Source organism: uncultured Sphaerotilus sp. (genome assembly GCF_963924895.1).
Lineage (GTDB): Bacteria > Pseudomonadota > Gammaproteobacteria > Burkholderiales > Burkholderiaceae_C > Sphaerotilus.
Window position 1 is genome coordinate 99,564 of record NZ_CAWURG010000049.1, and the last position, 14,564, is coordinate 114,127.

Sequence of the window (14,564 nt, forward strand, 5' to 3'; positions counted from 1 at the left end):
GCTCAGAGACTGCCGCGTGTGGACAGCGAAGTGGCCGACAAGCCCGGCTCGTCCACCTTGCAGCGCGCCCCGGCCGGCAGGCGGTTGCCCGGGTTCGGCAGCGACAGGCGCACGCGGAAGGTGTTGCTGGCCGCGTCGATGATCTTGTCGACGTGGGTGACCTTCGCCGGCATCGACACCGCGCCGGGCAGCTCCGGCACCACCGACAGCGTGTTGTTGACCGCGACGCTGCCCCAGCGGCCGGCCGGCATCACGATCTCGACCCGCAGCGGATCGAGCATCGCCAGCCGCAGCAGCGGCTTGTCCTCGACGCGCTCGCCGGCATTGACGAAGCGCTCGACCACCACGCCGCGGAAGGGGCTGCGCACGGTGCGCTGGCCGAGCTGGGCCTGCACGACGCGCAGCTCCTGCTGGCTGACCTCCTGCTGGCCGCGGGCCTGCTGCAGCTTCTGGTCGGCCACGTCACGCTCGGCGCGGGCCTGCTCCACCGCCTGTGCGGAGACGAAGCCCTCGCTCAGCAGCTCGATCGCACGCGCGTGTCGCTGGTGGGCGAGCATCAGATTGGCCTTGGCCGCGTGGACGTCAGCCTCGATGGCGCTGCGGGCCTGCGCGGCGTGCAGCCCGGCTTGCTCGACGTCCGAGCGCAGCACCACCAGCGGCTGTCCGGCCTGCACGATGGTGCCGTTGTCCACCGAGATCTCCGACACCACGCCCACCACCGGCGAGCCGATGTCGGCCACCCGCTCCGGGCTGATCAGACAGCCGAGCGTGGGCTTGGCCGCGCGGGGCGTGGCGGGCGCCGGCGCGGAAGCCGCCGGCGACACCGGCAGCGTCACCGAACCGGTCGGCGGGGCCGCCGCGAAGATCCGGCCGGGCAGCGCCAGCGCCAGCAGCACGGCCGCGGCCCGCACGGCGGTGCGTGCCCGCACGCTCAGGCGTGCAGGTGTGTGAAAGCTAGTCGTGTCTGCCATGTCCTGTCCTGCTCCAACAAGCGGCGTCGCCGCTGCATCTCCTGCGCCTGGTGCGCCCGCTGCAGGCGCCGGCTCCAGGCCAGCACCACCGTGGCAGGCACCGACAGCACGCCCTGCGCATCCTGTTGTCGGCACTGCAGCCAGCCGACTGAAGCCCCGCCGCTTTGCCAGATCGAGACATCCAGCGCATGCCAGACCTCTGCGCTGCCCGGATCGCCCTGGCGCGCGGCGCGGCCGATGAACTGCCGGTCCAGCCGCGCCGAAGCGTTGTCCTGGCAACAGAGCACGTGCAACCCGCCGCGCGCGGCCACCCCGGCGCCGAGTTCGATGTCGGTGCCACGCCCGGCCATGCGGGTCGCCACCGTCACGGTGCCAGCTTGTCCGGCCATCGCGACGACGGCGGCCTCGTCGGCGTCGTGGCGCGCGTCGAGCACCTGGTGGTCGATGCCCGCCGCGTTCAGGCGCGCGGACAGCGCCTGCGCCTCGGCCACGGTGTCGACGCCCACCAGCACGGGCCGGCCCTGCGCGACCAGCGCCTGCACCCGCGCGGGAATCGCCTCGGCCCGCGCCTGCCCGGTCGCGAACAGCCGCGGCGGCGCCAGTTGCCGCAGCCCCGGCCGCCGCAGCGGCACCGCGACGATCTGCCGGCCGTAGACCGCGCGCAGCTCCGCCCGGCACTCGGCCAGCGTGCCGCTGATGCCCGACAGCCGCAGGTAGCCGAGGAAGAAGCGCTGGTAGCTGGTCTGCGCGCTGGTGCGGGTGGGCGGTGTCACGGGGCAGCCCTCCTTCAGCTCGACCAGCGTCTGCAGCCCGCGGGCCCAGACGCGGCCCGGCGCGGCGCGGCCGGTCACGGCGTCGAGCAGTTCGACCCGGCCCTCGCGCACGAGGTAGTGGCGGTCCGGCTCCAGCCCGTGCAGCGCCACGAGCGCGGCGCCAACCAGGTCCTGCCGGTGCCGGCGGTTCAGCCAGGCGCCGCCGAGGCTGTCGGCGAGTTGCTCCAGCCGCTCGGCGCCGGCCTCGGTCCAGTGGACGGCGAGCTGCTCGGCGTCCAGGTGCAGGTCCTCGCCCGGGGTCAGGCGGCGCGCCAGCATCAGCGCCTGGAAGCAGGCGGCGCGGTGGGTCGGGTCGTCCTGCGTCTCGGCGAGCACCAGCGGCATCGTCGCCTCGTCGATCATCAGGCTGTCGGCCTCGTCGACGATGGCCATGCACAGCCCGCGCAGCAGCAGCGGTGGCAGCGCCTCGCCCGCCCGCCAGCCGGGCGGCGCAGCGCTGCAGCTCGCTGCCCTGCGCCTGGAGGTGGACGCGGTCGCGCAGGTGGTCGAAGGCGATCTCGCGGGCGGTGGCGTAGGTCAGGTCGCAGGCGTAGGCGGCGCGGCGGGCCTCCGGCGCGGTGCTGCCGAGCACGACGCCGGTGCGCAGCCCGAGCACGCCGTAGAGCAGGCCGAGCTGCGCGGCGTCGCGGGCGGCGAGGTAGTCGTTGGCGGTCATCACGTGCACGGGGACGCCGGCGAGCGCGGCCACCGCGGCGGCCAGCGCGGCGGCCAGCGTCTTGCCCTCGCCGGTGGCCATCTCGGCGAGGTGGTCGTCGAGCAAGGCCTCGGCGCAGAGCAGTTGGGTGTCGTAGGGATTGCGGCCCAGCGCCCGCTGCGCCGCCGCCGCCACGCAGCCCAGCGCGCGCACCCGCTGCGCGCCGCCGAAGCCGTCGCGCGCCAGCCGGGCGCGCAGGCGGCGCAGGTGGGCGCGAAACTCCAGCTCGCTCAGCGCTGCCCAGCGCGCCTGCTGGGCCCGGATCGCCGCCACCCGGTTCACAGGTGCTGGCGCGGGAGCACGGCTCCACCAGCCGGACCACGCGGCCGGTGGCGACGGGCCACGCAGCGGATAGGCCCCGAGCAGCGGCCCGGGCCGGGGCAGGAGCGCGGTGGGCGTCATGGCTGCGGGGAGAGGTGGTGCAGCAGTTGCTGCTGCAAGGCCCGTGCGGCCTGCCACGCCAGCGGGGCGCGGCCCTGCTCGAAGCGCACCCAGGCGCGGGCGCCGATGCGCTCGCCAGTGGCCTGCTCCAGCCGCACATCGGCCTGCAGCACGGGCTGCGCGGGTTTCAGCCCCTGCGGATCGGCCGGATCGGTGGCGATGCCGCCGCCGTGGCGCTCGCCCAGCGCCGCGCTCGGCAGCGGTGCGCCACCACCGGACGGTGTGCCGACCAGCGCCCCGCGCATCGGCGGCGCGGCGGAGCCGATCAGCCAGACGTCGACCGGGCCGCGGTGGGCGGTGATGACGGCCGCATCCGCCTGCGCGACGACCACGCGCACCCGGCCGGGTTCGCCGGTGTCGACATGCCCGAGCAGCGCGCCACGCACCAGCCAGCGGCCGGGCAGATCGTCCACGCCGCTCAGGTGCACCCGGCCGCCGGCCTGTGCGCGCACGGTGAGGCCGGCGATCTGTTCTTCGGTCTGCGCCAGTTCGGCCTCGGCGGCCTGCAGCGCGTGGTCGACCGCCGCGAGCTGCGCCTTGTCCTGCCGCAGCGCCTGGAACCGGTCGGCCTGCAGCGCCTCGATGCGGCCGGCGAGGCGTTCGCGCTCGGCCAGCAGCGTGGGGGCGGCCAGACGCAGCAGCGGGTCGCCGCGCTGCACCGCCTGGCCTTCGGTGACCAGCACCGTGTCGACAAACCCGGCGGTCTGCGTGCGGACCAGCGCATCCTCCGGCGGCCACAGCACGCCTTGCGCCAGCGCGGCGTCCGGCAGCGGCACGGCCAGCGCCGGCACCAGCACGCCCAGCGCCAGCGCCGCGATCGACCACCCGGCCCGCCGCCGCTCGGCCGGCGCCAGCGACCAGCCCGTCAGCCAGCGCGCCAGCGCCCGCAGCGGTTGCCCGACGAGCGTCCAGCCAAAGTACAGCGCCGCCAACGCGCCCAGCACCGAGGACACCGAGGCGAGCCACCAGCCCATGCCCAGCGCCACGCTCCAGCGCATCACCAGCGCCGCCGGCGCGTAGGCCCACAGCCACGGCGTCTCTCCCGGCAGCGCAACGACCGGCGCCTCGCCCGGCATGCGCAGCACGCGGGTGCGCAGGGCGTGCAGCCAGTGCGACGCGCTGCGCAGCGCCAGATTCGGCAGGTCCGCCAGATCGCACAGCAGGTGGTAGCCGTCGAAGCGCATCAGCGGATTGGCATTCACCAGCAGCGACGACAGCCCGCCGATGGCCACCACCACCAGTGTCAGATCGCGCAGCGCGCCCGGCTGCACCACCAGCGCCACGCCGAGGGCCAGCGCCACCAGCGCCAGCTCGACCAGGATGCCGGCCGCCGCCACCACCGCCCGCTGGCGGCGGCTCGGCAGCGCGGCGGTGGCCGACGCGTCCACATACGGTACCGGCGTGCCCATCAGCAGCGTCACGCCCCACTGCGGCACACGCGCGCCCCAGTGCCGGACCGCCACACCGTGCCCCACTTCGTGCAGCACCTTCATCACCGGGTAGGCCAGCCACGCCCAGGCGAGTCCGCGGGGCGTGCCCATGTAGTCGCGCAGTTGCGCCGACAGTTCGGCGGCATGCGGCCAGGCGGCAACCAGCGCCGCGCCCACGCCCAGCAGCCACAGCAGCAGTGCAGCGGGCGTGAACAGCCAGCGCAGACGCGCGGCCAGCCAGCCGAACGCCACGTCCGGACAACCGAAGGGGATGCGCCACGCCAGCAGCGACTGCCGTGGTGCCTCCGCATCGGCGGTGGTGCGGTCGGTGGCAGCGTCCGGCGACGGCGCGCCGAAGTCGGGCTGCCGGTCAAAGCTCATCAGGCCGGCGCGGTGCAGGCGTGCCAGCAGGCCGAGCAGCTCGTCCTGCGTCGGCGCGTCGTCGCGCAGCTCGGCCAGCGTCATCTCCCACAGGCGCTGCAGGGTGTGGCGGCCGTCGCAGCGGCCGATCGTCGCCCAGGCGGTGGCGTTCAGGCGCACGCTGCGCGTGCCGTCCGGCCGGGTCAGCACCTGCCAGACCGCGCCGCGCACGGCCATGCGCTGCACGGCGGCCTGTTCGTCCAGCCGCGGCCGCAGCCCGGCCACGCGGAACCACTGCGCGCTGTGCAGCGGCGCGTCCATCAGCCCCACCACGCCCACAGTGCCAGCCGGGCCGATTCCACCAGCCGGCGGGTCCAGCGCCAGCCGTTGGCGGCGCGGCCGGCGTCGATCTGCGCGTGGCCCTGCAGACCGGGGCGCAGGTCGGCGGGGCGTTCCGGCAAGGCGGCTTCGACCTCGAACACATTGCGGCCCTCCACCGCCTTCGCCACCGGGCTGATGCGCGCCACCCGCAGCGGCAGCGTCTGCCAGGGCAGCGCCGTCAGCGCCAGCGTGCCGGTCTGGCCGATGCGGACCTGCGCGATGTCGCGCTCGTCCACCTCGACGATGACGCGGAAGCGGTCGCCCGGCGCCAGCGTCATCAGCGCGTCGCCCTGGTGCACCGGCGCGCCGAGCTGCTGGCTGAGGTCGCCCTGCACGACGAGGCCGTCGAAAGGTGCGACCAGCCGGCCGCGCTGCAGGCGGGCCTCGACCAGATCGAGCTGGGCCTGCGCCTCGTCGATGCGGCTCTGGTTCTGCACCAGCTGGGCGCGGTCGGCGCGGGCGTTGGCAGTGGCCCAGGCGTCCTGGTGCTGCGCGAGCTGGCTTTGCCAGCGCTGGCGTTCGAGTTGCAGATCCTGGTCGGCCAGTTCCACCAGCACCTGCCCGGCGCGCACGCTGTCGCCGGGACGGGCGTGGACCTGCTGCACGAAACCGTCCGCCGGCACGGCCAGCACGCGCTGCACGGCGCCTTCGAGCCGGGCCTGTCCACCCAGGTGCACGTCGGCCGGCCAGACTAGGACGAGCAGCGCCAGCACCGCGGCGCCCATCAGAGACATGCGGCGCCACGGCGCCACGCGGGTCGTTGCAACCGCCTGCAGACGCTGGTACCACGGCCGCTCGCGGTCGCGCAGCAGCGCCAGCACCGGCGCGATGCAAGTGGCCAGCTGTTCCAGCGTCGCCAGTTCATCCGGATCGACCGGCACACCGCCACGGCGCTCGCAGCACAGCGCGCCCAGCAAGGCGCCCTGCACCACCAGCGGCACGCCAGCCACCGAATCCCCACGCGACGGCGCCAGCACCCGGTGCGCCCGCGTGATGCGTGGCACGCCGGTGTGGCCCCGCGGCTCCGGCCAGACGACGCCGGCCTGCTGGTCGAAGGTCTCGCCCAGCGCCGCGAGCAAGGCGGACCGCACGGGTGTGGCCGCGTCGGTGGCCGAGCCATCGGACACCGCCACGAGCTGCAAGGTGCTCTCTCGCGCCAGCGCCATCGAGACCCGCTCGAAGCCGAGGCGCAGCGCCAGTTCGCGCACGGCAACCCGCGCACCTTCATCGAAATTCGAACAGCCCAGCAGCGCCGCCTGCAACGCCAGCGCGGTGCGGCCAGCGGCAGGCAGACCCGTGTCCAGCGCGGCGGCGGGCGGCGCGGAACGGGCAAGAGCAGCGGGACGGGTCAGGGCGTGCATCGGACAGACTCAGGGCAGGATGCCTGTGAGTCTGGCGGGGATGCCGCCGGGGTCAGCGCTGGAGAACACCGGGTTTCGCTGCGCTGTTGGTGGCGCGGCGGGGACGGTGGGTCAGGTCGGGCAGGTCTCGGCGACCAGCACGCTGCGGTCCAGCGTGCCCACGCGCACATGGCCGCACAGGGCCATCGACAGCTCCAGGTCCTCCGACAGGATCTCCAGGCAGCGGGTGACGCCGGCCTGCCCCTGCGCGGCGAGGCCGTAGAGGTAGGCCCGGCCGATCAGCGTCGCCTGCGCCCCAAGGGCCAGCGCCTTGAGCACGTCCTGCCCGCTGCGGATGCCGCTGTCCATCCAGACCTCGGTCGAGGCCCCCGGCACCGCCTGCACCGCGTCGACCATGCGGGGCAGCGCATCGATCGTGGTCGGGGTGCCGTCGAGCTGCCGGCCGCCGTGGTTGGAGACGACGATGGCCGCCACCCCCATCTGCGCCGCGCGGCGGGCGTCGGCCGGGTCCATCAGGCCCTTGAGGATCAGCGGCCCGCCCCACTGCCGGCGCACCCACTCGATGTCGTCCCAGGTGAGGCTGGAGTCGACTTCGAGGTGTTTCCAGTCCGACATCTTCGCGATGTCGTCTGCGCCGGGCGCATGGCCGACGATGTTGCCGAAGACACGCCGGTTCGTCTTCAGCATGTCCATGCACCAGCGCGGGTGGCGCACGAAGTCCATCAGCACCCGCGGCCGGTACCACTGCGGCGATGTGCTCAGGCCGTTGCGCACGTCCTTGTAGCGGCGGCCCAGCACGGGTGCGTCCAGCGTAAGGATCAGCGCCGAGCAGCGCGCGGCCTTGGCCCGCTCGATCAGGCTGGCCGAGAAGCCGCGGTCGCGCAGCAGGTAAAGCTGGAACCAGAAGGGTTTCGTGGTCGCCGCGGCCACGTCCTCGATCGAGCAGATGCTCATCGTCGACAGCGCGAAGGGCACGCCGAAGGCCTCGGCAGCGCGGGCGGCGTGGATCTCGCCGTCCGGATGCATCATCCCCGCCAGCCCCGCCGGCCCGAGCGCCACCGGCATCGCCACCGGCTGGCCCAGCATCGTCGAGCGCACATGGCGGCCATCCAGGTTGACGGCCACGCGCTGGCAGAGCCGGATGTCGCGCAGGCGCTCGGTGTTGGCGCGGTAGGTGCCCTCGGTCCAGGAGCCCGCGTCCACGTAGTCGTAGAACATGCGCGGGATGCGGCGCTGCGCCTGGCTGCGGAGGTCTTCGATGGAGGTGGCAAACGGCACGGACAGACTCACACAGGGCAAACGGGACGGGGAAGGATCGACTGCGGTCGATGCTACCGAGGCGTTCAGCCAGTGCTCAGCCCTCCGTGGGGCAGAGCCCGCAGAAACCAATAGTTACCGCGGAATCGTACCGGTGACAAGGATGCTGCGGTCCACCTGCGTGAGTTGGGTGTGGCCGGTGAACGCCATCGTCACGTCGAGCTCCTTGTGCAGGATCTGCAGCGCCTTGGTGACGCCCGCCTCGCCCATCGCGCCGAGGCCGTAGACCATGGCGCGGCCGATCATCGTGCCGCGCGCGCCCAGGGCCCAGGCCTTGAGCACATCCTGGCCGCTGCGGATGCCGCCGTCCATCCAGACCTCGATCCGCGAGCCCACCGCCTCGACGATGGCCGGCAGCGCCTCGATGCTGGCCAGCGCGCCGTCGAGCTGCCGCCCGCCGTGGTTGCTGACCACGATGGCGTCGGCGCCGCTGGCCACCGCGAGCTGCGCGTCCTCGACGTCCTGGATCCCCTTCAGGATCAGCTTGCCGCCCCAGCGTTCCTTGACCCAGGCCACGTCCGCCCACGACAGCCGCGGGTCGAACTGCTCGTTGGTCCACGCCGACAGCGAACGCATGTCGCTGACGCCCTTCACATGGCCGACGAGGTTGCGGAAGGTGTGGCGCTTCGTGCCGGCCATCCCCAGGCACCAGCGCGGCTTGGTCATCAGGTTGACGATGTTCTTGAGCGTCGGGCGCGGCGGGGCGGTGAGGCCGTTCTTGAGGTCCTTGTGGCGCTGGCCGATGACCTGCAGGTCCAGCGTGAGCACCAGCGCGCTGCACTTCGCGGCACGGGCGCGCTCGATCATGCGGACCATGGCCTCGCGGTCGCGCATCATGTAGAGCTGGAACCAGAACGGCGCGGTGGTGTTCTGGGCGATGTCCTCGATCGAGCAGATGCTCATGGTGGACAGCGTGAAGGGGATGCCGAACTTCTCGGCGGCGCGCGCGGCGTGGATCTCGCCGTCGGCGTGCTGCATCCCGGTCAGGCCCACCGGCGCGATCGCCACCGGCATCTTCGCGTCGATGCCGACCATCTTCACCGCGGTGCTGCGGTTCTCCATGTTGACCGCCACGCGCTGGCGCAGCTTGATGCGCTGGAAAGCCTGTTCGTTGTCGCGGTAGGTGCCCTCGGTCCAGGAGCCGGAGTCGGCGTAGTCGTAGAACATGCGGGGCACGCGACGCTCGGCCAGCTGGCGCAGGTCTTCGATGCAGGTGATGACGGTCATGGTGGCGGTCTCCTCGGTCTGGCTCGGTCTGGCTCGGTCTTGGTGCAGCAGATCGTAGGCCCGCCCCGCCCCGCGTGCGCGGAAGCTTCGTCAGGCTGGACGGGAAAGAAGTTCCTGCGTCGCCTCGTCGGCCAGATCGGTGGCCACCGCCGCCAGCCAGTCGATGAAGCCGAAGGCTGGCTCGTGCGCGCTGTGGGCCACGGCGTAATAGAGATGCGCCGGCCGGGCCGTGATCTGGAACAGCGGCACCAGCGCCCCGCTGCGCAGCCAGTGGCGCGCCAGCGAAGGCCTGGCCAGCGCGACACCCTGTCCGCAGACGGCGGCCTCCAGCGTCAGGCCGAGGTCGACCAGGCGCGGGCCTTGCGTCGGCTCGTGCCAGTCCAGCCCGGCGGCGCGGAACCATGGCGTCCACGGCTCCAGCGGCGTGCGCAGCAGCGGCGCCTGCGCGAGATCGGCCGGCACGGTGATCGGCGCCAGCCGCGCCAGCAGCCCCGGCGAGGCCAGCGGCACCAGCACGTCGTCCATCAGTGGATCGACCCCGGCCGCGGCAGCGTCGCCGTTGCGGATCTCGACGTCGGCATCGGCCTGCCCGCCGTCGATGTAGGGAATCGACAGCACGATCTCCAGTTCGACCTCGGGGTGGGCGGCGGTGTAGTCGGCCAGCGCCGGCACGAGGATCTGGCGCGCGAACGTCGGTGGCGAACTCACGCGCAGGCGCTGCACACGCTGTGCCTGCCGGCGGTGCAGCGGCACGGCGGCCAGCAAGCCCAGGGCGATGCGCACCTGCTCCAGGTACTCGCGGCCGGCGGCGGTCAGCGACAGGGCGCGCAGGCTGCGGCTGAACAGCGGCGTGCCGAGCAGATCTTCGAGTGTGGCCACCCGCTTGGAGATGGCGCTGGCCGTGACGGACAGTTCATCGGCCGCACGCTCGCAGGAGCCCAGCCGTGCCACCGCCTCGAACGCACGCAGGCCCTCGATCGAAGGAAACCGGACATCGGAAGGATCGGCGGGAGCGGCAGGAAAGGGCATGCCCGGACTCTAGCGGAAGCCCCCGGTGTCGCGCCGCTGTCGCACCCGATCGCGCCCGATGTCACTCCGCATTGCCCCCATTGCGCGAAGACGCGTACAATCGAAGGCTTTTCGGAAATTTCCGAGCGCTCGGCATTGGCAAATCGCCATGCGAAGTGGTCATCGGAACGACCGGGAACCATCGTAACTTCAAACGGGAACAAGTTACCCATGCCCACCATCAACCAGCTCGTGCGCCACGGCCGTGAGGTCGAAGTCACGAAGTCCAAGTCGCCTGCGATGCAGAATTGCCCGCAGCGCCGCGGTGTCTGCACCCGCGTCTACACCACGACCCCCAAGAAGCCGAACTCGGCTCTGCGGAAGGTCGCCAAGGTGCGCCTGACCAACGGTTTCGAGGTCATCTCGTACATCGGCGGTGAAGGCCACAACCTCCAGGAACACTCGGTCGTGCTCGTGCGCGGCGGTCGTGTGAAGGATCTGCCGGGTGTGCGTTACCACATCGTGCGCGGCTCCCTCGACCTGCAGGGCGTCAAGGACCGCAAGCAATCGCGTTCCAAGTACGGCGCGAAGCGTCCGAAGAACACCAAGGCCAAATAAGCCTGTCCGTGATTTGACGTACCGGATCCGGTCGTCACTTCGTCACCGTTCAGCCGTATGGTCAAGGCCAGGCTGTCGGGAGTAAGTGGATGTCCAGGCTGTGAGTGACATCCAAGGCCGCCAACATGTCCCGAATGACTCGGGCACCGGTAGCCAACTGAAGCCTCGAAAGGAATTGAAATGCCACGTCGCCGCGAAGTACCCAAGCGCGAGATCCTGCCTGATCCGAAGTTCGGATCCGTCGATCTGTCCAAGTTCATGAACGTCGTCATGGAATCGGGCAAGAAGGCCGTCGCCGAGCGCATCATCTATGGTGCGCTGGAGCAGGTGGAGAAGAAGGCCGGCAAGGAGCCGCTCGAAATCTTCATGACCGCGCTGAACAACGTCAAGCCGATGGTCGAAGTCAAGTCCCGCCGTGTCGGCGGTGCGAACTACCAAGTTCCCGTGGAAGTTCGCCCTGTCCGCCGGATGGCCCTGGCCATGCGTTGGCTGAAGGAATCCGCCCGCAAGCGCAGCGAGAAGTCGATGGCACAGCGTCTGTGCAACGAACTGCTCGAAGCCAGCGAAGGCCGTGGCGGCGCGATGAAGAAGCGCGACGAAGTGCACCGCATGGCTGAAGCCAACAAGGCGTTCTCGCACTTCCGTTTCTGATTCAGAAACCAAGACTGATCCGGTCCATCCGACCTTGAACCCCCTGACTGCCCTCTTCGGTCCGATCGACCGTCTGGGGCAGTCTTTGCATTTGGAGTGACACCATGGCTCGCCAGACCCCCATCGAGCGGTACCGCAACATCGGTATCTCGGCCCACATCGACGCCGGCAAAACCACCACCACCGAGCGGATCCTGTTCTACACGGGCGTGAACCACAAGATCGGTGAAGTCCACGATGGCGCGGCCACGATGGACTGGATGGAGCAGGAACAGGAACGCGGCATCACCATCACGTCGGCTGCCACGACCTGCTTCTGGAAGGGCATGGACCGTTCCCTGCCGGAACACCGCATCAACATCATCGACACCCCCGGACACGTGGACTTCACCATCGAAGTCGAACGTTCGATGCGCGTGCTCGACGGTGCCTGCATGGTGTACTGCGCCGTGGGTGGCGTGCAGCCCCAGTCGGAAACCGTCTGGCGCCAGGCCAACAAGTACAAGGTTCCCCGCCTCGCGTTCGTGAACAAGATGGACCGTACCGGTGCCAACTTCTTCAAGGTCGTCGAGCAGATGAAGACGCGTCTGCGCGCGAACCCGGTGCCCGTCGTGGTGCCGATCGGTGCAGAAGAAGGCTTCAAGGGCGTGGTCGACCTGCTGAAGATGAAGGCCATCTTCTGGGACGAAGCCTCCCAGGGCATGAAGTTCGACTACGCGGAAATCCCGGCTGATCTGGTCTCTGTCGCTGCCGAATGGCGCGAGAAGATGGTCGAAGCTGCCGCCGAGGCGACCGAAGAGCTGATGAACAAGTATCTCGAAACCGGTGACCTCACCGAAGACGAGATCAAGCTGGCCCTGCGCACGCGCACCATCGCCTGCGAAATCCAGCCGATGCTGTGCGGCAGCGCGTTCAAGAACAAGGGCGTGCAGCGCATGCTCGACGCGCTCATCGACTTCATGCCGTCGCCGATCGACATCCCGCCGGTCCAGGGCATGGACGAAGACGACGAGCCAACCAGCCGCCGGGCCGACGACACCGAGAAGTTCGCTGCGCTGGCATTCAAGCTGATGACCGACCCGTTCGTCGGCCAGCTGACCTTCGTGCGCGTGTACTCGGGCGTGCTGCAGTCCGGCGCTTCCGTCTTCAACCCCATCAAGGGCAAGAAGGAACGCATCGGCCGCATCCTGCAGATGCACGCCAACCAGCGCGAAGAAATCAAGGAAATTCTGGCCGGTGACATCGCCGCCTGCGTGGGCCTGAAGTTCGTGACCACGGGCGAAACCCTGTGCGATCCGGACGCGATCATCACGCTGGAAAAGATGGTGTTCCCGGAGCCGGTGATCTCGCAGGCTGTCGAGCCGAAGACCAAGGCCGACCAGGAAAAGATGGGCATCGCGCTGGGCCGTCTGGCTGCAGAAGATCCCTCGTTCCGCGTGCGCACCGACGAAGAATCGGGCCAGACCATCATTTCCGGCATGGGCGAGCTGCACCTGGAAATCATCGTCGACCGCATGAAGCGCGAATTCGGCGTGGAAGCCAACGTCGGCAAGCCGCAGGTGGCTTACCGCGAAACGATCCGCGACAAGGTCACCGAAGTCGAAGGCAAGTTCGTGCGCCAGTCGGGCGGCAAGGGCCAGTACGGCCACGTCGTGCTGACCATCGAGCCGCAGGAGCCGGGCAAGGGCTTCGAGTTCGTCGACGCCATCAAGGGCGGCGTGGTGCCGCGCGAGTTCATCCCCGCGGTGGAAAAGGGCCTGATCGACACGCTGCCGAACGGCGTGCTGGCCGGCTTCCCGGTGGTCGACGTCAAGGTGACGCTGACCTTCGGTTCGTACCACGACGTGGACTCGAACGAAAACGCGTTCAAGATGGCCGCCTCGATCGGTTTCAAGGACGGCTGCCGCAAGGCCAAGCCGGTGATCCTGGAGCCGATGATGGCCGTCGAAGTCGAGACCCCGGAAGACTACGCCGGCTCGGTGATGGGCGATCTGTCCAGCCGCCGCGGCATGGTCCAGGGCATGGACGACATCCCTGGCGGTGGCAAGACCATCAAGGCCGAAGTGCCGCTGTCGGAAATGTTCGGCTACTCGACCACGCTGCGTTCGATGTCGCAAGGTCGCGCCACGTACACGATGGAGTTCAAGCACTACGCTGAAGCTCCGCGCAACGTCGCCGAGCAGATCATCACGGCGCGTTCGAAGTAAGATGCTGCCCGCTGTCACCCGCTGGCCGGGTGACAGTCCCAGCCCCAATTTGTTGTCTTCGGCGAGCCTGCCGTTCACTGCCGGTGGTGAACGGAACCGCAGGTTCCCGCGAGACGTTAAACCGGCCACCGGCCATGTTCTTTGTGATCTGGAGATCTGAAAATGTCTAAAGAAAAGTTTGTCCGCAGCAAGCCGCACGTCAACGTCGGCACCATCGGTCACGTGGACCACGGCAAGACGACGCTGACGGCGGCGATCACGACCGTGCTGTCGAAGAAGTTTGGCGGCACCGCCAAGGCGTATGACCAGATCGACGCGGCACCGGAAGAAAAGGCCCGCGGCATCACCATCAACACCGCGCACGTCGAGTACGAGACGGAGAACCGTCACTACGCGCACGTCGACTGCCCGGGACACGCCGACTACGTCAAGAACATGATCACCGGTGCTGCCCAGATGGACGGCGCGATCCTGGTGTGCTCGGCCGCTGACGGCCCGATGCCCCAGACCCGCGAGCACATCCTGCTGTCGCGTCAGGTGGGCGTGCCCTACATCATCGTCTTCCTGAACAAGGCCGACATGGTGGACGACGAAGAGCTGCTGGAACTGGTCGAGATGGAAGTGCGCGAGCTGCTGTCCAAGTACGACTTCCCCGGCGACGACACCCCGATCATCAAGGGTTCGGCCAAGCTGGCCCTCGAAGGCGACACCGGCCCGCTGGGCGAGCAAGCCATCATGAAGCTGGCGGATGCGCTGGACACCTACATCCCCGAGCCGAAGCGCCTGGTGGACGGTGCCTTCCTGATGCCCGTGGAAGACGTGTTCTCGATCTCGGGTCGCGGCACCGTGGTGACCGGCCGTATCGAGCGTGGCATCGTCAAGGTCGGCGAGGCGATCGAAGTCGTGGGCCTGAAGGACACGCAGCTGACCACCTGCACCGGCGTGGAAATGTTCCGCAAGCTGCTGGACCAGGGTCAAGCGGGCGACAACGTCGGCATCCTGCTGCGCGGCACCAAGCGCGAAGACGTGCAGCGCGGCCAAGTGCTGTGCAAGCCGGGCAGCATC

At 70.0% G+C, this 14,564-nt stretch carries 11 protein-coding genes; 4 read left to right on the plus strand and 7 right to left on the minus strand.

Annotated features, from left to right (window positions below):
- Window positions 1–2: 2 nt before the first annotated feature.
- From AABN02_RS18135 to AABN02_RS18165, 7 genes are all read right to left on the minus strand, one after another.
- Window positions 3–971 carry an efflux RND transporter periplasmic adaptor subunit gene (locus AABN02_RS18135; RefSeq protein ID WP_338416312.1) on the minus strand — a complete coding sequence of 323 codons (969 nt, stop codon included), beginning with the start codon at window positions 969–971 and terminating at the stop codon, window positions 3–5.
- Window positions 932–2,206 (minus strand): hypothetical protein, encoded by a 1,275-nt coding sequence (locus AABN02_RS18140; protein ID WP_338416324.1) that lies wholly within the window; start codon window positions 2,204–2,206, stop codon window positions 932–934. Before AABN02_RS18140 ends, AABN02_RS18135 begins: the two co-directional genes overlap by 40 nt.
- Before the next feature lie 690 nt (window positions 2,207–2,896).
- Window positions 2,897–5,050, minus strand: coding sequence for a biotin/lipoyl-binding protein (locus tag AABN02_RS18145; RefSeq protein WP_338416313.1), 2,154 nt, complete (start codon window positions 5,048–5,050; stop codon window positions 2,897–2,899).
- On the minus strand, window positions 5,050–6,471 hold the full coding sequence (locus tag AABN02_RS18150) for an HlyD family efflux transporter periplasmic adaptor subunit (protein WP_338416314.1): 1,422 nt from the start codon (window positions 6,469–6,471) through the stop codon (window positions 5,050–5,052). The genes AABN02_RS18145 and AABN02_RS18150 overlap by 1 nt, the downstream gene beginning before the upstream one ends.
- 111 nt (window positions 6,472–6,582) lie before the next feature.
- On the minus strand, window positions 6,583–7,761 hold the full coding sequence (locus AABN02_RS18155) for an alpha-hydroxy acid oxidase (protein ID WP_338416315.1): 1,179 nt from the start codon (window positions 7,759–7,761) through the stop codon (window positions 6,583–6,585).
- 102 nt (window positions 7,762–7,863) lie between these two features.
- Window positions 7,864–9,015, minus strand: coding sequence for an alpha-hydroxy acid oxidase (locus AABN02_RS18160; RefSeq protein ID WP_338416316.1), 1,152 nt, complete (start codon window positions 9,013–9,015; stop codon window positions 7,864–7,866).
- Between the two features lie 90 nt (window positions 9,016–9,105).
- Window positions 9,106–10,044 (minus strand): LysR substrate-binding domain-containing protein, encoded by a 939-nt coding sequence (locus AABN02_RS18165; RefSeq protein WP_338416317.1) that lies wholly within the window; start codon window positions 10,042–10,044, stop codon window positions 9,106–9,108.
- Window positions 10,045–10,254: 210 nt separating this feature from the next.
- On the opposite strand from AABN02_RS18165, the gene rpsL reads away from it, so the two are divergent.
- The 4 genes from rpsL to tuf form a co-directional block, all read left to right on the plus strand.
- The gene (rpsL, locus tag AABN02_RS18170; protein WP_179633901.1) at window positions 10,255–10,641 is read left to right on the plus strand and encodes a 30S ribosomal protein S12; all 387 of its coding nucleotides are present in this window, start codon (window positions 10,255–10,257) and stop codon (window positions 10,639–10,641) included.
- 180 nt (window positions 10,642–10,821) lie between these two features.
- Window positions 10,822–11,292 carry a 30S ribosomal protein S7 gene (rpsG, locus tag AABN02_RS18175; protein WP_179633900.1) on the plus strand — a complete coding sequence of 157 codons (471 nt, stop codon included), beginning with the start codon at window positions 10,822–10,824 and terminating at the stop codon, window positions 11,290–11,292.
- Between the two features lie 104 nt (window positions 11,293–11,396).
- A complete protein-coding gene (gene fusA / locus AABN02_RS18180; protein WP_338416318.1) occupies window positions 11,397–13,499 on the plus strand; it encodes an elongation factor G in 2,103 nt (700 codons plus the stop codon).
- A gap of 162 nt (window positions 13,500–13,661) precedes the next feature.
- A partial coding sequence (gene tuf / locus AABN02_RS18185; RefSeq protein WP_338416319.1) for an elongation factor Tu occupies window positions 13,662–14,564 on the plus strand: 903 nt, incomplete at its 3' end.